General features: G+C 38.0%; 22 protein-coding genes. 10 read left to right on the top strand and 12 right to left on the bottom strand.

The window, feature by feature from the left end:
• Positions 1–17: 17 nt before the first annotated feature.
• Positions 18–1,001 (bottom strand): glycoside hydrolase family 43 protein, encoded by a 984-nt coding sequence (locus F9U64_RS13965; RefSeq protein WP_153404765.1) that lies wholly within the window; start codon positions 999–1,001, stop codon positions 18–20.
• Between the two features lie 513 nt (positions 1,002–1,514).
• Between F9U64_RS13965 and F9U64_RS13960 the strand changes: the two genes are divergently transcribed.
• A complete protein-coding gene (locus F9U64_RS13960) occupies positions 1,515–3,488 on the top strand; it encodes a purple acid phosphatase family protein (RefSeq protein ID WP_228275729.1) in 1,974 nt (657 codons plus the stop codon).
• Positions 3,489–3,581: 93 nt separating this feature from the next.
• The gene (locus tag F9U64_RS13955) at positions 3,582–5,645 is read left to right on the top strand and encodes a 5'-nucleotidase C-terminal domain-containing protein (protein ID WP_194287378.1); all 2,064 of its coding nucleotides are present in this window, start codon (positions 3,582–3,584) and stop codon (positions 5,643–5,645) included.
• Between the two features lie 180 nt (positions 5,646–5,825).
• Here F9U64_RS13955 and F9U64_RS13950 read toward each other — a convergent pair whose 3' ends face one another.
• The 3 genes from F9U64_RS13950 to F9U64_RS13940 form a co-directional block, all read right to left on the bottom strand.
• Positions 5,826–6,365 carry a hypothetical protein gene (locus tag F9U64_RS13950; RefSeq protein WP_153404759.1) on the bottom strand — a complete coding sequence of 180 codons (540 nt, stop codon included), beginning with the start codon at positions 6,363–6,365 and terminating at the stop codon, positions 5,826–5,828.
• A 663-nt stretch (positions 6,366–7,028) separates the two neighbouring features.
• Entirely contained in the window at positions 7,029–7,931 is a 903-nt protein-coding gene (locus F9U64_RS13945) for an NAD(P)/FAD-dependent oxidoreductase (protein WP_153404756.1), read from the bottom strand.
• Between the two features lie 59 nt (positions 7,932–7,990).
• Positions 7,991–8,431, bottom strand: a complete 441-nt coding sequence (locus tag F9U64_RS13940; protein WP_153404753.1) for an Rrf2 family transcriptional regulator — start codon at positions 8,429–8,431, stop codon at positions 7,991–7,993.
• 145 nt (positions 8,432–8,576) lie between these two features.
• Between F9U64_RS13940 and F9U64_RS13935 the strand changes: the two genes are divergently transcribed.
• The 5 genes from F9U64_RS13935 to uvsE all read left to right on the top strand — a co-directional run bounded on the left by F9U64_RS13935 (position 8,577) and on the right by uvsE (position 13,764).
• The gene (locus tag F9U64_RS13935; protein ID WP_153404750.1) at positions 8,577–9,596 is read left to right on the top strand and encodes an NADP-dependent oxidoreductase; all 1,020 of its coding nucleotides are present in this window, start codon (positions 8,577–8,579) and stop codon (positions 9,594–9,596) included.
• A gap of 146 nt (positions 9,597–9,742) precedes the next feature.
• Positions 9,743–10,930, top strand: a complete 1,188-nt coding sequence (gene chrA / locus F9U64_RS13930; RefSeq protein WP_153404747.1) for a chromate efflux transporter — start codon at positions 9,743–9,745, stop codon at positions 10,928–10,930.
• Between the two features lie 258 nt (positions 10,931–11,188).
• A complete protein-coding gene (locus tag F9U64_RS13925; RefSeq protein WP_153404744.1) occupies positions 11,189–11,905 on the top strand; it encodes a YoaK family protein in 717 nt (238 codons plus the stop codon).
• Between the two features lie 22 nt (positions 11,906–11,927).
• Positions 11,928–12,656 carry a nucleotidyltransferase domain-containing protein gene (locus tag F9U64_RS13920; protein ID WP_153404740.1) on the top strand — a complete coding sequence of 243 codons (729 nt, stop codon included), beginning with the start codon at positions 11,928–11,930 and terminating at the stop codon, positions 12,654–12,656.
• Between the two features lie 142 nt (positions 12,657–12,798).
• The gene (gene uvsE / locus F9U64_RS13915) at positions 12,799–13,764 is read left to right on the top strand and encodes a UV DNA damage repair endonuclease UvsE (RefSeq protein ID WP_153404737.1); all 966 of its coding nucleotides are present in this window, start codon (positions 12,799–12,801) and stop codon (positions 13,762–13,764) included.
• Positions 13,765–13,961: 197 nt separating this feature from the next.
• Here the strand turns inward: uvsE and F9U64_RS13910 are convergent, their stop codons facing one another.
• Positions 13,962–15,080 (bottom strand): DUF4317 domain-containing protein, encoded by a 1,119-nt coding sequence (locus F9U64_RS13910; RefSeq protein WP_153404735.1) that lies wholly within the window; start codon positions 15,078–15,080, stop codon positions 13,962–13,964.
• 197 nt (positions 15,081–15,277) lie between these two features.
• Here F9U64_RS13910 and F9U64_RS13905 point away from each other — a divergent pair, with 197 nt between their 5' ends.
• The 3 genes from F9U64_RS13905 to F9U64_RS13895 all read left to right on the top strand — a co-directional run bounded on the left by F9U64_RS13905 (position 15,278) and on the right by F9U64_RS13895 (position 18,019).
• Positions 15,278–16,048: an MBL fold metallo-hydrolase gene (locus F9U64_RS13905; RefSeq protein WP_153404732.1), complete on the top strand. Its 771-nt coding sequence runs from the start codon at positions 15,278–15,280 to the stop codon at positions 16,046–16,048.
• Positions 16,049–16,221: 173 nt separating this feature from the next.
• The gene (locus F9U64_RS13900) at positions 16,222–17,322 is read left to right on the top strand and encodes a hypothetical protein (RefSeq protein ID WP_153404729.1); all 1,101 of its coding nucleotides are present in this window, start codon (positions 16,222–16,224) and stop codon (positions 17,320–17,322) included.
• Between the two features lie 118 nt (positions 17,323–17,440).
• Positions 17,441–18,019, top strand: a complete 579-nt coding sequence (locus F9U64_RS13895) for a 2-phosphoglycerate kinase (RefSeq protein WP_153404726.1) — start codon at positions 17,441–17,443, stop codon at positions 18,017–18,019.
• Positions 18,020–18,057: 38 nt separating this feature from the next.
• On the opposite strand, the gene F9U64_RS13890 is transcribed toward F9U64_RS13895, so the two are convergent.
• The 7 genes from F9U64_RS13890 to F9U64_RS13860 all read right to left on the bottom strand — a co-directional run bounded on the left by F9U64_RS13890 (position 18,058) and on the right by F9U64_RS13860 (position 23,373).
• Positions 18,058–18,594, bottom strand: a complete 537-nt coding sequence (locus F9U64_RS13890; RefSeq protein WP_407647328.1) for an HAD-IIIA family hydrolase — start codon at positions 18,592–18,594, stop codon at positions 18,058–18,060.
• 125 nt (positions 18,595–18,719) lie between these two features.
• Positions 18,720–19,751 carry an LTA glycolipid anchor biosynthesis glycosyltransferase, IagA/BgsA family gene (locus F9U64_RS13885; RefSeq protein WP_153404721.1) on the bottom strand — a complete coding sequence of 344 codons (1,032 nt, stop codon included), beginning with the start codon at positions 19,749–19,751 and terminating at the stop codon, positions 18,720–18,722.
• A 25-nt stretch (positions 19,752–19,776) separates the two neighbouring features.
• Positions 19,777–20,385 (bottom strand): TVP38/TMEM64 family protein, encoded by a 609-nt coding sequence (locus F9U64_RS13880; RefSeq protein WP_153404718.1) that lies wholly within the window; start codon positions 20,383–20,385, stop codon positions 19,777–19,779.
• Entirely contained in the window at positions 20,382–21,584 is a 1,203-nt protein-coding gene (locus F9U64_RS13875) for a glycosyltransferase family 4 protein (RefSeq protein ID WP_153404716.1), read from the bottom strand. The genes F9U64_RS13880 and F9U64_RS13875 overlap by 4 nt, the downstream gene beginning before the upstream one ends.
• Positions 21,585–21,995: 411 nt before the next feature.
• The gene (locus F9U64_RS13870; protein WP_153404713.1) at positions 21,996–22,634 is read right to left on the bottom strand and encodes a hypothetical protein; all 639 of its coding nucleotides are present in this window, start codon (positions 22,632–22,634) and stop codon (positions 21,996–21,998) included.
• A complete protein-coding gene (locus F9U64_RS13865; RefSeq protein ID WP_153404710.1) occupies positions 22,631–23,047 on the bottom strand; it encodes a permease prefix domain 1-containing protein in 417 nt (138 codons plus the stop codon). The genes F9U64_RS13870 and F9U64_RS13865 overlap by 4 nt, the downstream gene beginning before the upstream one ends.
• Complete coding sequence (locus F9U64_RS13860) at positions 23,047–23,373, bottom strand: PadR family transcriptional regulator (protein WP_153404707.1); 327 nt, start codon at positions 23,371–23,373, stop codon at positions 23,047–23,049. The genes F9U64_RS13865 and F9U64_RS13860 overlap by 1 nt, the downstream gene beginning before the upstream one ends.
• Positions 23,374–23,677 lie beyond the last annotated feature (304 nt).

The following is a 23,677-nucleotide window of genomic DNA, read 5'->3' as shown; positions in this document are numbered from 1 at the left end:
ACTTTTTGCCCGCGTGCTTATAGAACGTCTCGTGTTTTCGGTGTCCATCTGTCATCTGGAGCAGGTTTGCCGAAGACAGGGTTACCGTTTTCATCCCATTCGATTTTCTGTGCTCTAGCTTGTCTGTTAGGATCGTATAAAGGGTCTCCAACTATTTCGGTATAATTTCTGGCATGATAGATTAAGATAGTATCATTTCCATCCTCAGACTCTGTAAAACTATTATGTCCCGGACCGTATTGGCCGTTTTCAGGAGCGCTCTGGAAAACAGGTTCCTGACTTTTCGTCCATGATTCCGGATTCAATAAATCATCATCTTCATTTGCTGTGAGAAGCCCCATGCAATAATCCACTCCAGTGGCACTTCCAGAAAAGGTAATAAAGACTTTGCCATTTTTACTTAATACAGCAGGTCCCTCATTTACCCAAAAACCTTTGATTTCCCAAGGGAGTTCTGGTTTTGTGAGCATTACAGGCTCTGTCTTTAATGTCCATGGATTTTCCATCTTTGCAATGTATAAATTCGAATGTCCTTTAATCTCTAAATCTTGCTGTGCCCATACATAATATAGCTCACCTTTATGGAAGAAGGTTGTTGCATCTAATGCAAATGTGGACATTCCTGTATCCACTTCTCCCTTTTCAACCCATTCGCCTTCCAATGGATTGTCTGATGCGCTTTCAAGAACATACATCCTGTGATTGAATGTGTCATCATCGATGTTCGTATCAGGTGCTGCGGCGAAGTAAATATACCATTTATCATTCGCGCGGTGGATTTCCGGTGCCCAAATCAGTTCGCTTAATGGACCGCTTTCATGTTTCCACCAGACAGCTGTTTCTTCTGCGTCATGCAGTTCATTCAGTGTTTTTGCTCTTCTTAATACAATGCGATCATAAAGCGGGTGAGAACCAGTAAAGTAATAATAGCCGTCCGAGTGTTTGTATACGAAAGGATCAGCTCGCTGTAATACAATTGGATTCAAGATTTCTTTTGCCATAAAAACCACTCCTAATTAATTTATCGAATTTTGTTAACGATTAAAAAGTTAAACCTTTTCATAGATTGGTAAACTTTCAGGTAGAACGCTAAAGTATCTTTTACCTTTTAATTGAGTAAGTAATCTTCTATACAAGAATAGTACCACTCATACGTATAAGTGTCAATTATAATCGAACAATAAGTTGTATAACTTATTATATTAAATCTGTGAAGTTGTATGATTTCACTTATTATTGTGCCTGGAAACAAGGAAAATAACCCTTATAGTGCAAGGGTGGGGCAACAAGTAATACAACTTTGTGTGAGAGGGAAAAATCATTACCGAACAAGTTTGCTGGCAGGCATGCGGAAAAGGGTATGCAGAGAGAGGAAATGCTAGGGAAGCGGTTCCTTCTCTTTGGGGAAGAGAACGATGGAAAATCATACTTTACATACAATTTACATATACGTATCAATTCTATAATAATCGATTGATAGAATAGAGTTAAAATATGCTAGAGAGGAAGATTTTATGAAAGAAAAGTTGTTTTTAAGAAGAATGGCTATTTCCGCATTAAGTCTATCAATCGCTGCAACTGGCCTTGTATCAACAGGAGTCACACCTGTAAATGCAGCAGAAAAGGAAGTTTCACAGAGTGTCCTCAGAGAACCGAAAACAGGTTTCCGTGTGCTGCCTTATCTGCAGTCACCGATGAGTACTTCTATGACAATCAACTGGGTATCTGAACTAGATGAAGCTGGAACGGTAACTGTATCAGGTCCTGGAATTTCAGCGACAGAAACATTAACATCAGACCCCTACTATATGAATTTAATGGAGTATACGGGCAAAGAACTGGAACAGGAACTAACTTATGCGCCGGGTAACTGGACGAGAGAGTCGTTAACGAAAGGTTCTTGGTTAGAGTCTAATGCTAACTATAAACATTCTGTAACAATTGAAGGGTTGGAACCGAATTCAACATACCAATATACTGTACAGCAAGGAGAAGAAAGTCACACAGAATCATTTAAAACTTATCCTGAAAATAGTGATTGGGACAAGTTAACCTTAGTTGCCTTCTCGGATACGGAAACAGAACCATATGGTGCTCTGGAACATCGTGAGTGGGAACTTCATACAGTCAATCCATATGCTGCCGGATCAGAAGAGCGTCCTGGACAAGCATCACTTTTCGATCAGAAATTTGGAAATAAATCAAGAAACGGGATGTTTTTGGTTCGTTATCCGCTTGACCAGCAAACAGCATTAAAAGAAAATTTAAAACACATTCAGGCAGCAAATCCGGATGCGCTGTTAATCGCAGGAGATTTATCACAAGGGGCTGGTTTTCAGCCGGCTTGGGATGAGTTCTGGCGTCATTTCTCAGGTGACTTTAATACAATCGCGTCAAATACGCCACTTCTTACTGCATTAGGCAACTGGGAAACGTATGCTTCGATTAATGGCGGATACGGCAGTGACGAAGACCGCAGCCCTGCGGTTATCTCTCGTAACAAGTACCATGAATATTTTGATACACCAGGTGATGCGAATAACCCGCAATATAAAGATTCCTATTATCGAACTGATATCGGTCCTGTTACATTGTTAACACTAGATTCAACAAATGGAATACCTGATGAATCAACGAAGACAGACACATACTCTGGCGATGTTTACAGTGAGGATGATTCTGTATTAAATGAATCAGTGTGGGCAGAGCAAGGGGCGGCAGGTGATCCGTATATTTCCACAGATACACAAGGTGAGTTTACGACAGAAGACTATAATGAGGCATTTACCAAAGTATTTGAAGGGACAACAGCAGAAGATAGTGATTTACCAAACTTTAACCCGGGTACAGAGCAATATAAATGGGTAGAAGAGCAGTTGAAAGATGCGCGTGAAAAAGGTCAGATTATTCTTGTTCAATTCCATCATGCTGCTTACTCTATTGGTGTTCACGGTGCACCGCCTAATCATGAGCATGCAGATAACCAGTCAGGTATCGCAATGAGAGTGTATACGCCATTGTTTGAAGAATATGGTGTATCTGTAGTTATCAGCGGTCATGATGAAATGTTTGAACGCAGCTTCGTAGATTTAAATGATGATGGTATTGGTTTCTATTCTTATGATGTTGGTGTTGCAGCAGATGGGTTGCGTGGAGAAAAAATGATCAAAGATGAAGAAGGAAAATATGTCCCGCAAGGCTATAACACCCATACAAGATGGAGTGCCACACGAGATGAACCTGAATTGTGGGAGACAAATGAAAATGGTGTGAAACATTTAATTGATGGCGGTTTACATTACGGGCACTTACAAATGGATCTGGAAAAAACGGAAACAGGTGCAGCTTTAAAATTATCCCCTGTGTACATTTTCCCGGTTCTTGATGACAATTACGAGTTAATCAGTACAGAACGTCGAGTTTATGATGATGTACAAACTATTCATTTTGATGAAAGTGGCAATATTGTAAGTATCTCCGCAAAATAAGGGAGTGCTGATTCAACAAAAGGCAGCTAAGGTAAACACTTGTGCTGCCTTTTGTTTGGATACTATTATAAAAAAGATGGAGGAGATGAAATCTTGAAGAAATTATTTGTTTTCGCAATAATTCTGTTTATAAGTTTTCTTACTGCTTTTCCGGCATCAGCAGCAACTGGTGATGCTTATAATGACATTGCTGACTCTTCTTACAAGAAGGCGATAAATCAATTAGCGTCAATGGGCATATTAAATGGTATGCCAAATAGAAATTTTGACCCTGAACGGGCTTTAACTCGTGCTGAAGCTGCCGTTATGCTTAATCGCGGCTTTCAATTAGCAGAAATCCATCCTACAACACCGATAGACCCCACGGTACAAAAAAAGACAACCTATCAAGATCCCCTCGCCGTTATTGACGAATCTTTCACTATTCCTACCGTTAAGAATTTGCAGACTCACTGGGCGCTGGAAGAGTTAGAAGGATTGTTTAAAATTAGAGCACTCGAATTCTCTAAAGAGGAGTATGACCCTGAGGAGGCTGTGACTTATAAGGAATGGGCAGATATGATCGGAAAGGTCATCTTCGGTGCTCAGCAAACAATCGACTTTGATCAAAAGCTTGTGGAAGCTGATTTTCTTACACAAGAAGAAGTACAGCAAAATGAACCAATTACCCGTGGGAAAGCAGCGCAAAATTTGTATGATATCTTATCACATCCCGATTTCCAGATTATCACGGTCTTTGCAACGGCAGACATTCATGGGCATTTACAGCCATATGTCCCATCAGGTGCAGAACAGGAAATTGGCGGTTTGGCTAAGATGAGCCATATTGTGAAGGAATTCCGTGCAAAACAACCGAATACATTACTGATTGATGCAGGAGATGCACCATATAATACAAATATCGCGAACCTTTCGGAAGGTGCAGCAACAATAGATGTGATGAATGAAATGGGTTATGATGCTATGGTGTTAGGTAATCATGATTTTGACTTTCCGTTTTCTGTTATGCAGCGTAATGAAGGATTAGCTCAATTTTCTTTTTTATCTGCCAATACGCTTTATGAGGGAGAACACCCAGCGTTCCTTCAACCTTATATAATGAAGGAAATCAATGGGACAAGTATTGCGATTGTAGGTGTAACAGATGATCAGAGTCATCATTTTACACATCCGAAAAATGTAGAGGGGATTTCATTTGACGATCACTTTACATCAGCAGAAGAAACAGTTCAGACTGTGAGAGATCAGGCGGATATTGTCATTGGTTTATCGCATCTTCATACAGATAATGAAGTTCTGCCAACAAAGGTAGATGGATTTGACATAATTATCGGTGGAGGAGAGGATATCGTTGACTTTCCGCAAAAAATTGACCAGTCATGGCTGATCGCACCAGGGAAGCATTCGGAAACGTTGAATCAGATCAATATTCATATGCTTGGTGATGAAATGCTCGGATTTAATTTTGCCCACATTTTTATGACACATAATCTAGCGAATGATCCTGAAGTTGAATCTATTATCCGGAATTATGAAAGTCAAATTGATGAAGAAATGAAAACAGTTGTTGGCGAGTCGAGTGTTGCGCTAAATGGTGAACGTGAAACAGTAAGATTGCAAGAATCAAATCTTGCAAATGCAATTGCGGATAGTTTAAGAGCCTTAACAGGAGCAGATATTGCTTTGCAAAATGGTGGTGGTGTCCGGGCCAGTATTCCGCAGGGTGAGATTAGATTGGAAAATATATATGAATCCCTTCCGTTTGATAATACAGTCGTTATGGTGGAAGCGAGCGGACAGACTGTTTGGGAAGCATTGGAGCATGGAGTCGCAGCATATCCATCTGCATCAGGCAGTTTTCTGCAAGTCTCGGGACTTTCATATACATTTGATGCTTCACTTGATCCAGGTTCCAGAGTAGTAGAAGTCCTTGTCAACGGTGAGCCGATTGATGTAGATAAGACCTACACAGTGGCTGCTAATGACTTTTTAACAGGCGGCGGCGACCTGTTCACAATGCTGAAGGAGGACACTGTTGAAGTGCTGAAAACGAAGCATTTCCTGCGTGATGCATTCTCGGAGTATGTGAAAGAGCAAGGCAGTATCAGTCCTGAGTTAGAGGGAAGAATTGTGATAATGAACGGAACTGAAGAATAGTACGCTTTTACTAGACCCTGCAGTAATTATATGCTTTCCTAACGTGTAAAAAGGTCATGAGTACCAAGGTAAGATAACTGAATGGTACTCATGACCTTATTTGCAGTGGAGCAGAACGGGACAAGAGAGGTCTGCTTGCTGAGAAATGAATGGCGTTCTGAATTCATTCAGTGGTATAACTTAATCTTGCGTCTTCTCCATATATAATTCGTATAAATATGCAGCCCATTTACAATGCGGGTCCCTTCTTAAATTGTTTAAAAGTCCTTGTACAACGGCATTAGGGAGGTTTCTTTCATATATGTTTTGCTTTAATAATACGATTGATTCCTGGATTGTATCATCCGTAATTTCTTTACTAGTCTTTATTAATAAATCCTCTAGCTGGTCATTGGTCGGTGTCAATACTTCAGGGTAAGGAATAGCAAAGAACTCTTCAGTAAGAATTGGTATAGTTGAGTGTTCAGCAATAACGTGTGTTCGTTCCACTAATGTGTTGCACAGTATCTCCAAATCAATAGGATAGTTAGATAAAAATAATAGCTCTGAATATAACTTAAGGAATCCTTTAATTGTATAAACAATATCAGGATGCATTAATGGAGGTATATGACTGAATTGTTTGGATACTAATGAAAAAACAATTGCATTCATATGTTTGTCATATTTAATTAATTTTGATAGTGGCTCGATTTCAAGTGAAATAGCCTGATCCTTCACTAAGACTCTGGCGAAATCAAATCTGGTTTCATAGCTGGAAAAATAAGTATAATAAAATTGAAATAATAGCTTCTCAGAATCATCGTACCAATCGTGTATGAGATATTGTCTAAATTGATGAAGAAAAACCGAAAAGAAATGGAAGAAAATTAAAATCTAAACGAGGATGGCACATAACGAAAATAGATAATCAAAAAAACGAACAATAAATACACAAGATAGCCATTCACTAATGTACTAATATAGGTAATGCTAAATCACCGCTGGGGAAAATACTCGCTTTCCGTGGGCACGGCTTCAACTAACTTGGTAAAGAAAGTCACTTTACCAAGTGGATTTTCAGCTCGTGCTGTTCCCACTGGAGTCTCGCATTTTCCCCAGCTTTTTATAATTTCTAGACTAATAAGTGGAACGAATATTGTTCCATTAAGACAGCATTACTTAAGCTGAGTTTGGAACGATTATCCATTCTGTTGAAAGTCTCTCTTCCATAGCAAGGATTTGTGATCAAGTGGAGGATGAAAAATTCTTTTTTCTGTAAGTAATAATCCGGACTAATTCAATGGAATGATCATGCGGATTACAGTATGGACAAACTACTTCTGTCCCATCCTCTTTGTTTTTTCATCATTACTATATTTCTTCTATTTACACTTCCCAAGCTTATTTAAATTCCTCCATTGTCATATCATAATTCACTCCAGCTGCTGCGCGAACTCCGTGGCCGGCTGCAATGATTAACTGCGCTGGGCCAATATTCGATGTTTCCCCTGCTGCATAGACACCTTCTACATTCGTTCTTCCTAAATCGTCGACAATAATTCCTAAGTTTCCTTTCAGTTCACAACCAAGGGAACTAGCCAGGTTATTTGGCTGCTTTAGTTCTGTAACAACAAAGCCGCCAGTTCTATGCAATTCAGTTCCATCCTCAAAAACTATTTTTGATAGCTTTCCATCAGTACCTGATAAGTGGGAAATCTTGTTTTCCTGGATCTGCAGTCCTTTGCTCTTCAGTGATGCCGCCTCATCATCTGGTATGATCTGCAAGCCATTCGTACAAATAACTAAATCCTTACTCCATTGATAAATCATTTTCGCCATATGGACAGCATGCTCTGATTCAGCGATTAATACTAACGGTTGATCTCTTAATTCCCAGCCATCACAATAAGGGCAACTGAACACACTTTTTCCATAAAAATCTTTCAGCCCTTCTACATCCGGTAAATCTTCTTTTAATCCATAGGCAAGAATTACTTTTTTGCTGGAAAAGGTCTTGCCATTGTTGGAGGTTAATTGAGAATGATCCTCTTGTTTTTCAATCTTTTCAATGGTGCATGACTCAAACTCTACGGAAGGGTATTTCTGTATATCCTGATGGGCATATTCTCTGAATTCTGCAGGAGACACGCCATCTCTTGTAATAAATCCATGGGACTCTTGTGTTACCGAATTCCTTGCCTGATTGTTGTCAAAGAGAGCAACCTTTCTTCGAGCCCGCCCTAAGACTAATGCTGCATTTAAGCCGGCAGGCCCGCCGCCAATAATAGCACAATCGTAAACCATTGAATCATCTCCTTTAAAGATATTAAAGATATATATAGTCTATAATAAGGGTAAAAAAATTAGTTTGCTTTTCCAAGAAATGAATGTACGATATTTTCGTCAAACTGTTTTGTAATCTGTTGGATGGTTACCGAGTTGAGGTGGTCCACCATTTTCTGCTCTGCCTCATTCATCACTTTCTCGATCAGACAATTCTCTCTCTTTGTTGTCGCATGATCCAAACTGCAATGAAACAATGAAGATGTCCCTTCAATTGCTTGAATTATATCTAGAAAAGTGATTTGATCAGCTTTCCTGATTAATTTATAGCCACCTTTGACACCTGTTATGGATTCGATAAACCCTGCCTTGACTAAGTTAGTTAACACTTTAGAAAGATAGGAAGGAGACACTTGCTGGACTTCTGCTAATGGTTTCACACCAATCGTTTTCCCTGATGGCAATAGGGCTATGTAAGCAATGGTGTGGAGTGCATAATTTGTTGCTTTTGAATACTTCACTTTCTCATCCCCTAATTATAGACTTTACGAGTCTATAATATACTCATTACAAAAAAGAGTCAATTAGCACGTCCTGAGCATGTATCTTTTGTTACTCTCCATTTTTTGTTACTTTTATAATAACATGAGGCAAAGGAGTGGGAGAATGGAAAAAAATAAGCAAATTCTTTTAGCGAAACGGCCAGAAGGTACGCCAGATCAGGATACATTTACATTTGAAGAAAAAGAGATTAATCAGCCCGAGAATGGGGAATTGCTGATTCGCACATTATATGTTTCCGTTGATCCATATATGCGCGGAAGAATGGTAGATGCCCCTTCTTATGTAGCACCTTATCAATTAAATGAAGTGATTGAAGGTGGCGCAATCGGTGAAGTAATTTCATCTAAATCCTCTCATTTTAGTGAAGGAGATATTGTTATTGGCGGATTCGGCTGGCAAACATTCTATACTGCCCAAGAAGATGAAGTGCGGAAGATAGATAAAGATATTGCACCAATATCTACCCATTTAGGTATCCTTGGTATGACAGGATTAACTGCCTATTTTGGATTGCTTGAGATAGGGAGACCGCAGGAAGGAGAAACAGTTGTTATCTCAGGTGCTGCTGGTGCGGTAGGTTCTGTTGTTGGCCAAATTGCTAAAATCAAAGGTGCAAAAGTCGTTGGAATCGCGGGTACGGACGAAAAAATAAAGTATTTAAAAGAAGAATTGCATTTCGATGAAGCAATCAATTATAAGACAACAGAGAATATGGAAAAAGCTTTAGAAGAGGCATGCCCTGATGGTGTCGATGTTTATTTTGATAATGTCGGCGGGGAAATCTCTGATGCGGTATTCACCCAATTGAATAAGTTTGCCCGTATTTCGGTTTGTGGGGCAATATCCAGTTATAATAAAGAGACAACAGATCTTGGCCCAAGAGTTCAGACTGTGTTAATCAAGAAAAGTGCTCTTATGCAGGGATTTACGGTTGGTGACTTTTTTGACAGATTTAATGAAGGGACAAGAGCTCTTGCTTCATGGCTTGACGAGGGGAAATTAACCTATGAAGAAACGATTAAAGGAGGATTTGAAAATATTCCGGATGCCTTTCTTGATTTGTTTAAAGGAAACAATATTGGGAAATTGTTAGTGAAAGTTTCGGAACCATCTGCTAAATAAATAAAAATGGCTTTAATAGCTCACAAAAAGTTGTGGGCTATTTTTTTGGGGAAAGATTATTATTAAATTTTTGTAAACGGCTTCCTTGGTCTATGCTCTTATGGTACGATTCGTTTTATAATGTTATTTTGGAAGGAGATGAATAAATGAACAATGACAAAGGATTATTTAAAACATTATTAGAGATTCTCATGATATCGACAAGGTTAGGATTCACATCATTTGGCGGTCCTGTTGCACACTTAGGGTATTTCCATGAAGAATATATCCGCAGAAGAAGGTGGATGGACGAAAAAGCCTATGCAGACTTAGTGGCATTATGTCAATTCCTTCCTGGCCCTGCCAGCAGTCAGGTTGGTATTGGAATAGGGGTGATTAGAGGAGGTATCCTGGGCGGCTTTGTATCTTTTCTTGGCTTTACCTTACCATCTGTTGCTGCCCTAATTATATTCGCCATTATACTGCAAGGAATGGATGTTAGTGATTTAGGCTGGATTCGCGGTCTGAAAATTGTGGCAGTAGCTGTAGTTGCACATGCTATATTAGGGATGGCACAAAAACTTACTCCAGATTTGAGCAGAAAAGCGATCGCACTATTAGCGCTAGTCATAACACTTTTATGGCAAACTACCTATACACAGGTTGGAGTAATCCTTTTATCAGCAATTATTGGATTTATCATTTTTCGTAATCATAAGGATGAAGCTGCATCCAGTATTAAGTTAGCCATTTCCAAAAGTTTCGCGACTGTTTGTTTAGTGCTGTTTTTCAGTTTACTGATTCTGCTTCCCCTGTTAAGAGAAGCTACGTCCATTCAGTGGATCGCTATGTTTGACAGTTTTTACCGTTCTGGTGCCTTAGTATTTGGTGGAGGGCATGTTGTTTTACCATTGCTTGAACAAGAGTTTGTCCCATCAGGCTGGCTGAGTGAAGAGGCGTTTCTTGCAGGTTATGGGGCAACTCAGGCTGTTCCAGGTCCATTGTTTACTTTCGCCGCTTATTTAGGGGCGGTTATGAATGGATGGACTGGCGGTTTGCTGGCAACTGCAGCGATTTTCCTGCCTGCATTTTTACTTATTCTAGGAACATTGCCATTTTGGGATGGCTTGCGCAGGAATCCTAAGATAAAAGGTGCACTTATGGGAGTCAATGCAGGAGTTGTCGGGATCTTAATTTCTGCCTTTTATGATCCAATTTGGACAAGTTCTATTCTGGCACCGATTGATTTTGCTTTCGCTGCTGTTTTGTTCAGTATGTTAGTTTTCTGGAAGCTTCCACCATGGATTGTGGTGGTGACAGGAGCAGCAGGTGGCGCACTGATGACATTATTATAATGAAAAAAACGGAATAAGGCGACTTGTTCCGTTTTTTTTAGGAAAGAGTATGGGATAGATATGTATAAACATCAAAAGCCGCACCCGAAATTAGAGAAATGAAGAATAAAAGTCTTTTAAACATCAAAATTCTTCGTCAGGTATGGGAAAGATCGTCCTATTCTTTCTTTGAATAATTTGAAATGGCGGGAACAGGAGATTATGATGAAAGAGAGGAAATCGGGCAGGATATCTTCCTGGGATAAAGGAGATAGGGTAATGGAAAATAAACATACAATTATTCCTTCATTGTCATCAAACTCGGTATATCTTGCATTTTTGTTAACACTAGTCGGGGGATTTCTTGATGCGTATACGTTTATCAGCAGGGACGGAGTATTCGCAAATGCGCAGACAGCCAATATTGTCTTACTTGCAATAAATATAGGAACTGGTGAATGGAAGAACTGCCTTATATATATTCCGCCGATCCTCGCTTTTTTTCTAGGTGTTATAGTAGCGGAGCTTTTTAAGAAATCCAACTTGAGAAATTGGCTGTATAGTTACAGAAGAACAATTCTATTACTGGAATGTGTTGTGTTAATCATTGTCGGGCTATTGCCTGGCAGTATACCGAATATGGTTGTGACAGTAAGTATTTCTTTTGTTTCGTCTGTTCAAATATCTACATTCAACTATCTGGATAAGTGGTCATACAACTCGACTATGACGACAGGGAACCTGCGCACAGCCTTTCAAGCAGCCTATTCCGCAATAGTCGATAAAGACAAGGAAGCGAAGGAAAGATCAAAGAAATTTATTCTGATTATACTAGCATTCCTGATTGGTGCCCTTATTGGTACGATTTCCACAACCTATTTAGGTTACATCTCTATCTGGATTGCAGCAGCGATTTTATTTGTTGCACTAATTCTTTACCATAAGGATAAAGGCTATTTCCGTAAACCTGTTAAAAAGAAGGGAATCGATTTTTGATCGAACATAAGGAGAGACACAAATGAAAGAGATAGAAGCTTCGAATATTGACTGGCTTGAGGATAGAACAATCCTGTTAGCGCCTGTTGGCAGTTATGCCTATGGAACAAACACAGCCCAATCTGATCGCGACTATAAAGGCATTTGTATCCCGCCAGTAGATTATTATCTTGGCTTACAATCATTCAATGAATACAATACAACAGGCGGCAAGAATTTTAAAAACACGAAAGATGATGTTGACATTATCATTATGCATATTAACAAATTTGTCAAAGATGCGATGCAAGGTGTGCCGAATAATATTGAACTTTTGTTTGTCCGTCCAGAAGATTACCTGAAAGTAACAGAATCTGGGCAAGTGTTAATAGATAATCGGCATCTTTTTTTGTCTAAATATATTCAAAAGCGGTTTAGCGGCTATGCGTACTCGCAAATTCAAAAGCTGAAAAATGGGGCAGATCATGATGGTAAATATGATACTAAGCTTTTTATGCACAGTATCAGGCTTCTGACAAGTGCGATCGAAATATTGAATACAGGCGATTTTTGTACATACAGACCGAATCGGAAGTTGTTGCTTGATTGCCGGAATGGAAAATATTCTTTAAAAGAGGCACTGGAGATGATTGATATATATAACGATGAATTAAAGACAGCGGGGGAACAATCTGCATTGCCCGCCACAGCCGATTATAAAAAGATCAACAATGTATTAATCGATATTAACCGAAAAGCACTGACATTATGACAGTGTCTGTAATCCCCTAATGCAATGAATATGATGGATGATATTTTAACTCCGTATAATATTATAGTGACTTACATAATAATTTCCTCTCTATTAGGCAAAGCTATAGGTAAAAACATTCAAAAATAACCCGGAGGTAAAAATGACCATTGTTCGCCTTGGCTATGTTGCAATGAGTAAATATATTAAAAATGCCTCACCATCCCAGACGATGACCTTTAAGCAATTCGAAAAGATTCGTGACAGAGAGGCGGCCATTCGCAAATTAGAGCGAATTGCCTTAGATAATTTACATAACACATCAAGAATTCTGAAGCATAATGCAGCCTCAGATATCTTCTTCTACCGACTGACATCAAGATTGATTCCATTAGCGAACCATGAAGAACTGCCTGATTGGAATTATATCAAGCCACTTAAGGAGAAATTAAAAGAGATAGGAGAGTTTGTGCAGCGGCACCAGATGCGTGTTGACTTTCATCCGGATCATTTTGTCCTGCTGAATTCTGTTAAAGAGGAAGTATTGAAAAATTCAGTAAAGACATTAAAAATGCATTATTTATTACTGAAAGGAATGGGAATTGATCCTGAGCACCGCTGTGTGATGCATGTTGGCGGAAACTACAAAGAAACAGAGAAATCACTGGAACGATTTGTTGATAACTGGATGGTCGTTCCAAGTGCCATTCAAAAGATGATCATGCTGGAAAATGATGATACCTCATTTACACTTGATGATACCCTGTTTTTATGCGAAAAATTAGGAATCCCCCTTGTGTTTGACTATCATCATCACATAGTCCATCACAAAACGGAAAATTGGGCAGAAAACTGGGTCCGTATTTTGCAGACATGGAAGCATTCCAACCTACCAGTCAAAATGCATATATCCAGTCCGAAAGATAATGAAAAGATACGACACCATGCAGATTATATTGATATCGACATGTTCTTTGACTTTTTAAAAGAAATAAACGGCACAGTGCCGCAAATTGATTGCATGATCGAGGCAAAGCAAAAAGATGCAGCACTATTTAAGCTGATAAAACAAATCCAACTAAGGGATGACGTTAAAATGATCAATGGATCGACGTTTGAATTAAAGTAGAGACATTTTATACAGAACAAAACAGACTAAAAGACGAACAATAAGTACTTATATAGATAGTGATGCCAATACCGTTGGGGGAATACTCGCTTGCATCCAATGGATCTACTCAAGCAAACGTCTCTTGAGTAGATCTGTCTTTACCGGGGGGCGGTGGTACAGTATGGCCAAACTATTTTTGTCTCAACATCTTTCCCTTAAAATGCTTCCGGAATCATCGTAAATCCATCGACAATCGTTTCTTCTTCTACCTCGATCATTAAATAACGTTTACCATCCAGCTGAATTTGTTTGACGAATTTCAGATCTTGGGGACTTACAGCAATGTTGGCTACTTTTGTGTTTATTTTAATTGATTTAGATGTGAATTTTGGTACAATATTTCGTGCTTTCAGCTCATATTTTTCGTCATCAAGGACATTTTTGAAGGCAGTTTCTACTTTCTCCGGAGTAACATCATCAATCCCGCTTGTCTTAAGAACTTTTTCTACATCTCTGTAATCAAGCTTTGGTGTATCTCCCTCTTCATTTTCTTCGACCACACGGTTAATTTCCTCATACATATTCGCGAGTTTTTCTGTACTGATTTGATGGCCGACAGCATCTCTGACAACTTCTTCGAAAACAATTTTATCATCTTTTGCAGTAAGTGTTTCTTCTGCGTTGAGGACATCTTCAATAAATTCCGGATCAGGCTCATTGTCCGTGAAACATGGGAATAAAAACCCTCCAATAGGTGCATTCAGATTAATCACAGGATCCACCACAACATGGTATTTGAACTCCTTCTCAACATAATCGAAGTGAAGCTCTTTTTTCGGATCTTGTGTTTTATTGATACTGCAGAGGATAAAGGGATGCGAGTAGACGGAATCCCGGTCACTTTCTTCTGTTTCCTCATTGCTTCGTTTCATTGGTTTCATATATTCAGCGCGGATAAATGTAACAACAATATCTACTTCATACTGTCTTTCATGCAGCATTTTCTCAACAAGCTCAAGCATTTGCGTCTGCCATTCTGTTACTTCTCCACTAAGTAATCCTTTATGTAAAATCAGCTGACTGGAATTTTCTATATTGGACTGGAATTTGAGTTCAAATAGTTTTTCATCTAAATTACCTGTCAGCACTTTTTTAAAATTAGTCATAAATAGCTCTTGCTGGTCTTGTTCAAGCAAAGAAAAAGGCTGGAATTCCTGATGATAAATGTCGCTCGATTCTTTCATAATATAAACATTGTAAATATCGTGTATTCTCAATAAATCATTTTCCACTTTAAATTGTCTGCGAATTGCAGCAATATCTTTTTTATTCATTATCATCCACTCCCAAGTTTTATTATACCTTATTGATCAAATATATTTCCAACACGGATTTATTTAGTGAAACAATTTAAATAATAAAGTGAAAAGGGCAAAACTCTTTATTTAATCTCTGTAACGCTCGGGTGGAGACAGGTTAGAATAGACATGTAGCAGTTAATATGAATTTATATTAAAAGGAGTTTTTATAGATGAAGATACAAGAAATACGTAATGCAACTATTATTGTCGAATATGCAGGGAAAAAATTCCTGATTGATCCGATGCTGGCAGACAAGGGTGCTTATCCTCCGATGCCAAATCCATCTCCAGATGCGCCGCAAGGAGATCAAAACTTTCCTTTAGAAGATCTTCCAGTATCTGTTAGCGATATTATTAATGTAGATGCAGTTATCGTGACACATACTCACCCTGACCATTGGGATGAAGCAGCGAAAGAAATGATGCCTAAAGAAATTAAACTGTTTACGCAAAACGAAGAAGATGCAACTGCTATCCGCGATGCTGGTTTCAAAAACGTAGAAGTTCTATCAGAAGAGACCACTTTTGAAGGTATCCAGTTAGTTAAAACACAAGGCGAGCACGGCAGAGGAGAAATCCTGAAAGCGGCTGGACATGTATGTGGTATTGTATTCAAGCATGAATCAGAGAAAACATTGTATGTTGCTGGAGATACTGTTTGGTATGATGGGGTGCAACAAGAAATCGCTAAGCATAATCCAGAAGTGATTATCGTCAATGCTGGAGACAACCAATTTGTTCAAGGTGGATCACTTGTAATGAGCACAGAGGATGTCAAAGAAGTGCACAACGCGGCACCAGATGCAAAAATTATTGCTGTCCATATGGAAGCTGTAAACCACTGGACATTATCCAAAGCTGAACTGAAAAGCTTTATTGAAGAAAATGGATTCGCTTCTAGCGTAGAAGTAGCAGAAAATGGAGAATCATTCAAATTTTAATAGAGAAAACCGACAGAATGGAGATAGTTCTGTCGGTTTTTTTGTAGTTTTTTTAAGTGCATATTCACTCTTCTTTATACACTTGTGAACATTTTCGGACTTTCATTAAAAAAACCTGAAATTCCCCATCTAATTCCTATATAATAAATGGAAAAAGGGAGAAGAGGGATAAAATGGTTGGAACTTTTCCAGTAAACAATATTGATTGGAAGCGCATTATCATATTTTTGCTCATTATTCTAGTACCCAATTATCTCGTCATGCAGGTGCAGCTGGTCGGTCCTGTTGATGATTTGGTTGGGATTGGTACAGCGATTGATCTTGTGATCATTCTGCCATTAGCAATCTATTTTCTTGGCTTTAAGAAAAGAGTATCATGGCTTGTGTTGTGTGCATTTATCTTCTGGGGATTGCTTCTCGCTAATTGGATGATTCCAAATGAAGCTGATGGATACCTCACCTATTTTAATTATTCTGTCATTATGTTAGAAGCTGCTGTCATTTTGGTTGAAGTTATTTTATTTATCGCTATTGTAAGAAGAATGCCAAGGCTTATTCAAAGTTATCACACCGAAAAGAAACAGCATTATCATTTTCTAAGCAGTTTTTCCGTTGCGATTGTCAAAACCTTTACTTTTAAAAATAAACACATCAATAAATTCCAGCTGATATTAAGGGTTTTTGCTACAGATATTGCGGCAATCTACTATAGTCTGTTCAGCTGGCGGAAAAAAGCTCCTGTTGCGGATAGCGGACATACCTTTACTTTCCATAAAGATGGCGGCTATCAAGGTGTATTTTTTATGCTTGTCCATGCAATGGTGCTTGAAGTTATCGCTGTCCACATTTTAGTTTCACAGGTTAGCCATGTTGCTGCATGGATTCTGACATTCTTTGATATATTTGCATTATTGTTTATTATCGCTGATTATCAGGCCATTCGTCTGTCACCAGTAGTACTTGATGAAAAAGGGCTTCATTTTCAAAAAGGGATAAGACAATATGGTTTTATCACATGGGAACAAATTAGTGAACTAAGAAAAAATGAGAAATCACCAAAAGAAACAGCAAAAGACCGTGAGAGTATCTCGCTTGCACTGCATGGTCTCGAACAAGAGCCAATTCCCTATGTGATTGAATTAAATGAACCTGTCGAGATTCGCCAACTATTTGGTTTGAAGAAAATCATCCGTTCCATTTACTTTAAAATGGATCAATCACACCTGTTTTTTGAGACAGTCACTGATTATTTAGCGAAAAGGGATCTTAAATGAATAGAGTAGTAAGCAAATTTAGCCTTATTGATGTGGCGGGATTTGGCGCCAGATATATTTGAGAATTAAGTGAAGCAGCCTTGGGCGGAATAAAACTTCTCGAAGGAGAGATATAGTAATGATTATTTTAATCGGCGGGGTCAGTTGTACAGGAAAAACGAATATGGCCCAGAAACTTTTGGAGAAATATCATGTTCCTTATTATTCGATTGATCATCTGAAGATGGGCATTTACCGAAGTGATAAGAATTGCGGGTTTACGCCTGAAGACAGTGAAGAAAAGATAGCAGAAAAATTATGGCCGATAGTAAGGGAAATGATTAAAACAATGATAGAAAATCAGCAACATGCTGTTATCGAAGGCTGCTACATGTTGCCAGAACAGGTGGAATCATTACGAAAGATCTATCCAGATGATATTGTTTCTCTTTATCTGCTTTTTTCAGCAGATTACATTGAACAGCATTTTGCCTCCCATATTGTTCCCTATCGAAACATTATTGAAAAAAGAGGGGAGGAAGAACGTCCGATCAGCCAATTTATCGCAGAACATGCGGAACTGAGAAACAATTGTATAGCTCATAGTGCCAATTTTTTCGAAATTACACAAGATTATGCACAAGAAATAAAAAAAGCCTATGCATATATCGAAGAAAAAGTGTTATTAAATGAAAAAACTAATAACAAAAGAGCTTGAGGTGACTTCCCTGTCTTCAATAAATCCTTCTACCATCATTATGTAGCGGAAATAACCCAATCAACAGCCTCTTTAAAATTTGATGCGATATAGTCAGGAGTTACTTCAGCATATTTACCATAATAATCGTTATTTTTATATTTCTGAAAAGCTTCTGCTCCAGCACCTGTTTTGACTAAGATTTTCATACAACCTGCTTCTTGGGCTGCAAGCATATCTGTCCACCTGTCACCAATGACGATGCATTCTGTTAGATTCAAATCATTTTCTAATGCAGCTTGAGACAGCATTGCAGCGGAAGGTTTTCGGCACAGACAACCTTCATTATGCTGATGGGGGCATAGATAGATCTGATCAAATCCAAAGCTTTTCAGTTCTTTTTCAAAGTCTTCTCTGGTTGCTTCTCCTCTGGAGATTCCTGGTTGATTTGTAAAAGAGAAAATAAGGTTTCCGGCCTCTTTTAATCTCGATATAGTGTTGTCAACAAAGGGAAAGAGTTGAAATTCACCTGGATAAACAACCTTATCTGTTCCTCCGATTGTACCATCCCGATCGATGAAAATTGCTTTTGGCAAATAGATCTCCTCCTGATAAAATGGATTTTTTTAAAAGCTGATAAACAGCACCCTTTTTTCACATTGACTAATGTCAAGAAAAGGATGCTGCTGGTTCATTACGATATTTCTCTGTCCAAACGCGATTATCGTTCTGCGGCTCTTTCATTCTCCGCTGTTGCCTTATCACTCACATAATATAATTCGACTAGTCTTTTGCTGATATTGGTAATATCCTTCTCCAAAGCAAGCTTGTACCCATTGTCTGTCAGATCTGTTGCTTTCTGTTCGACAATGTTGGCAATTTGCTCTTTAAACGAATCAAACTGTTTTGCTTTGTAGACATGAATATTGTCAGTAAGCCATTGTTCATAAATCGGTATGTCGCGGACAAGGATTGGTATTTTTGCAGCTAATGCTTCAAGCAGGACAATGCCTTCTGTTTCTTCGTGTGTCAGGAAGAGAAATAAATCACTGCCACAATAAGCATCGCGCAGATCCTCACGGTTAATAAACCCTGGAAAATACAGGTTAGGGATCTCCTGCCTCATTGCTTTCTTTATCTTTGCTGGAACAAGATTCATGCTTGTATGGCCAAACCAGTAGAATTTGTACTCCGGCAATTGTTTTGCTAACTCAATAAAATCATCAATTCCTTTTCGCTCCATAAAGTGTCCGACAGAGATGACTACTTTTTCCTTATCATCTATATTATATTTTTTGCGGAACCTGTCTCTTGCTTCAGCATTCCTTTGGAAAAATTGAGTATCTATTCCATTGGAAAGGCTGAAAATAGGGCGGTCCAAACCATAAGTATCAAGGATGGACTTTGAATATTCTGTCGGTGTGATAATAATATCTCCACTTTTGTAACAAAAAGAAATCCATTTTTTAAAGAATGGTGCGATCAGGTTCGAACCAATAAAAGAATTGCGGAAATCGTCCATTGTAGAGTGAGCATAATAGACAACTTTCTTGCCTTTTCTTTTTGCCCACCAGCTCATCAATAAAGAATTAGGGAAAATCGTGTTTAAATGTACGATGTCAAAATCCTCTTTCCTATCGGTTGTATGTGTAATATTTAAATGTTCTAATGCTTTCTTCTGATGACGGATCGCCTGACCAATCCCGCTTTTATTCACAAGATTTAATGACCCTGCGTACAATAAAACTTTCACACTCAAATCCCCCTTGTGTTAACTGTTAAAAGAAAGTAACGATATAACGGAAAATCAACTCAAGTCCAAAGCTGTAGATAGCAATTGGCAATGGTTTTCCGACTAATATAATGATGGTGAATCTTGTTAATGACATCTTAGTTGTGCCAGCTAAATAACAGAGAAAATCATCTGGTGCAATCGGAGAGAAAATCATGATTGTAAAAAAAAGTCCAAATCTCCGATCGTCAACCCAGCGGCGATATTTCTCCCGCAGTTTGGGTTTAAACAAAAAGTACATAACGGTGTCGCCGTACTTCTTCGCAATGAGAAACGCTGCAATGGAACCTAAACAAATTCCAACATAATTATAAATCAATCCCATAACAGGTCCGAAAACTAAAATACCGCCAAGGCAGCTGATCCCGCCTGGTACGATTGGTATAATCACCTGGACAAATTGAAGGGCGACAAAAAGCAAAGGTGCCCATACACCAAACTGTTTGAGAAAGTCTTCTAATGCTTCTTGTGAGTAAAAAAGTTCACTCTTGATCCCATAAATGAAAAAGAGAATACAACCGATTAAACTAATGGTTGTAATGGTGTTCCATATAAACTTGAATAGCCTTTGATTTTTTAGTTGTGTGTCGTTCATTGGTTAATTCCACTATGGTTGAAATAAACAATATCCTTTTTCGGATGATTATATAAAGATATTGCGTCATAATACGTGTCTTCTATGTTTTTCGCAAAGGCAACAGAAGAATAATTATCATAAGCAGTCTTTTCTGCATTTGCTGAAAGCTCTTTGTAGACAGTTTGCTCTTCAAATATATTCTTCATATAGTGTTCAAATTCACGGAAAGTTTCGAAAAGCCATCCATTTACGCCATTTTCCACAACACTTTCTAAACAAGGATCCTTTCTGCATAATGCAGGCAGGCCGCTTGCCAGTGCTTCAATATAGGTCAGTCCTTGCGTCTCACTATTGGATGCACTCACAAAAACATCTGCGGTCCGATAATAAGATGGAATATCCTTTGGTGGTACCATCCCTGTAAAGATAACCTTGTTTTCAATATTCAGTTTTTTGGCATACTTCTCAAGATGCTGCCTTTGCGGCCCATCTCCGACAATCAGTAATGACATGTTCTTATTATCTATTTGTGAAAAATAAGACAAAATTTCTTCCAGATTCTTTTCTTTTGCTAAGCGGCCGACAAAGATCAGTAAGTTATCCTGCTCAGGAATATTTAGTTGTTTACGTATAGTATTTCTTGTTTGGTCTGTTTTAAATTGTTGATAGCTGGATAAATCAATCCCTGTTGGAATTACTTTAATCGGCTGCTTTACCCCGTAATCCTGCAATAAATTGCTAACTTTTTCTGTCGGTGCGATAACATATGTAGCATTTTTAAGAACTTTTCTCGAAAAAATGGCTACCATTGCTTTTCCCCATTTTTGGTTTGGAGAGAAATAATGTGTGTAATCTTCGTATACCGTATGATAGGTATGAATGATTGGAATACGAAGACACTTCGCTAAATGTTTTGCTAAGCGGAAGGTGCTGAACTCACATTGCGAGTGAATAACATCTGGACGCCAATCTATTAATTGTTGCAGGTATTTGTAATTCTTAAATAATGTGACACGTGCGCCAGGATAAATTTTACCAACACCTAAAGAACTAATATATGTGACGTCATCTTTTACGTAGGATTTTGCTTCATCTGATAATGTGAGAACCCGGACTTCGTGGCCTAATTTCTCTAATTCCTTCTTCAGGTTGACAATTGAAGTCACCACTCCATTAATTACAGGAGAATACCATTCCGTTGTAATTAAAATTTTCATATGTAGTCCCCCAGTTTTTACTCATGAAAAACAATATGCTTTATAGTCCATAAATAGTATAATTGAGTATTCTTAACATTGTATTAATTAAATATAAAAAAACGATAAAGTTTTATTAACAATTTGGAAATTTATTTTATTTTAGTATTATAATAACATATTAATTCTTACCTATATATATATGACGAAAACTCTTAGGTAAAAGTTTCAAAAAAATTTTATTCCCAGAGGGTGCAGCTGCAAATACGCGATTAAATGCTGAAATATGATCATGAAGGATTAATTTTTTGAAATGAAATATCACTATAATTTGTTAAAGCTATCCTGTCAAATCTGCATGTCTGTTGATGTAATGGTACCTTGAACAGAAAATAAATCATTTTTTTGATCATGTAACCATCCCTTCAAGCATTAAATTCCTGCCTTCTTCTTGTAAACAAAGTAATACATGCTTAACGGCCACCATAGCACACAGAAGATTGGATAGATTGCCCATATCGCTTGTGGTGAGGTGATCGCATTAACAGTAATAAAGAAAACACTTATTAAGATGCTTGCTTGTATAGAGAATGCAAAATAGCTTTTTCTTTGTCCATGGTAGACAGCGAGCGGCCACCATAACACTACAAATGCCGGGTAAATAACCCAGGGATGCTGTGCTCCCATAATAATATTTAAGCAGATGTAGTAGAGAATAATACTGGAACTTCCAATCAACGCTACTTGGATTGTTTTCGCGCGGTCTCCTAGTAATACAAGAATAGGCCACCACAAAATAGGAAAGAGTCCAAAAATCACCCAGGGATATTCTGGAGTATTGATGTAATTCATTACAACAAGAAAGGCAATAAGAAGCAAACTGCAGAGGATGGAAAATTGCTTATGCTTGCCTTTTTTCAGACTGTATAAACTAACTGGCCAAAATAAGATCACAAATGCCGGATAGATAAACCAGAGATGAGCAGTGCTTGTGATTAAATTAACGACAAGTAAAAAGGCGATCGTGATTACACTCGCAACAACTGCAAAACTTAATTCATATTTTTTCATTTTACATTCTCCTTTGTACGCAACCAGCGGAAATACATTGTTAACGGCCACCATACTACTGCAAAGGTTGGGTAGACAAACCAGATGACATTAGGAGAATAGTAGAAATTCATAAACACAAACATGGCGATAATGAGAGCACTGCCCCATACAGAGTAACCAAGATTTATTTTTGTCATATTCTTCTTTTTCTTTATTGGCGGCTTGCTCCCTAACTCTTGCTTTAAATCTTCTATATCACCAAATTCGACAATTGCTTTATTTACAGCATCCTCTTCCTCTTTGCCTTGATCCATCAAATCCCAGACTTTTTCTTCTAAATTTTGTATCACTTCCTCTTTTACAGCGTCTTTTTTTTCACTTTCTGGTATATCTTTAAATAAATAATCTACGTAATCTCTAATTTTTTTCACTATAAACCCTCCATAAATAAATCAATTATTTCCTTTGTTTCTCCCCACTCAACAACCACTTCTTTTAAATATGCTTTTCCTAGTGTAGTAATTTTATAGTATTTTCTTTTTCCTCCTTTAGAAACATCACCAAAATAGGATTCAATTAGATCTTTCTTTTCTAACCGTTGGAATACTGCATACAAGGTTGCTTCTTTAATCTGGAATCGATTATTTGTACGTGTGCTGATTTCCTTGGATATTTCATAACCATACCTGTCTTTTTCCAAAATTAAGCGCAAGATGATCGAATCTAAATGGCCGCGTATAATATCACTTCTTATCATTGGACAGTATCTTCCTCCTAACTATTCTATCTCATAGAGTAATAATACTGTAAATTGCTCTATCTGTCAAAGTAATTATTAACTTTTTTTTCCTGTCGGGTCAGTCCTGATGTTGATTTTTAAGAAAATTGTGTTAAGATCTTCTCGAACGCTTACCGTTCAGACTGAGATAATGAATAGAAATTACTTACAATGGCCAGGTGATAAAACTGAAGAAAAAGTGGATGTTTGCTGCTGTATTTATTGTATTATTTTTTTTCGTCCTCTATTTAATCATTCCACAAGAGGAGAAAATAGAGGAAGT

The sequence above is a fragment of the Gracilibacillus oryzae genome (assembly GCF_009498735.1).
Lineage (GTDB): Bacteria > Bacillota > Bacilli > Bacillales > Amphibacillaceae > Gracilibacillus > Gracilibacillus oryzae.
The sequence above is the reverse complement of the archived record's forward strand: the minus strand, read 5'-3'. Positions and strand labels throughout refer to the sequence as shown.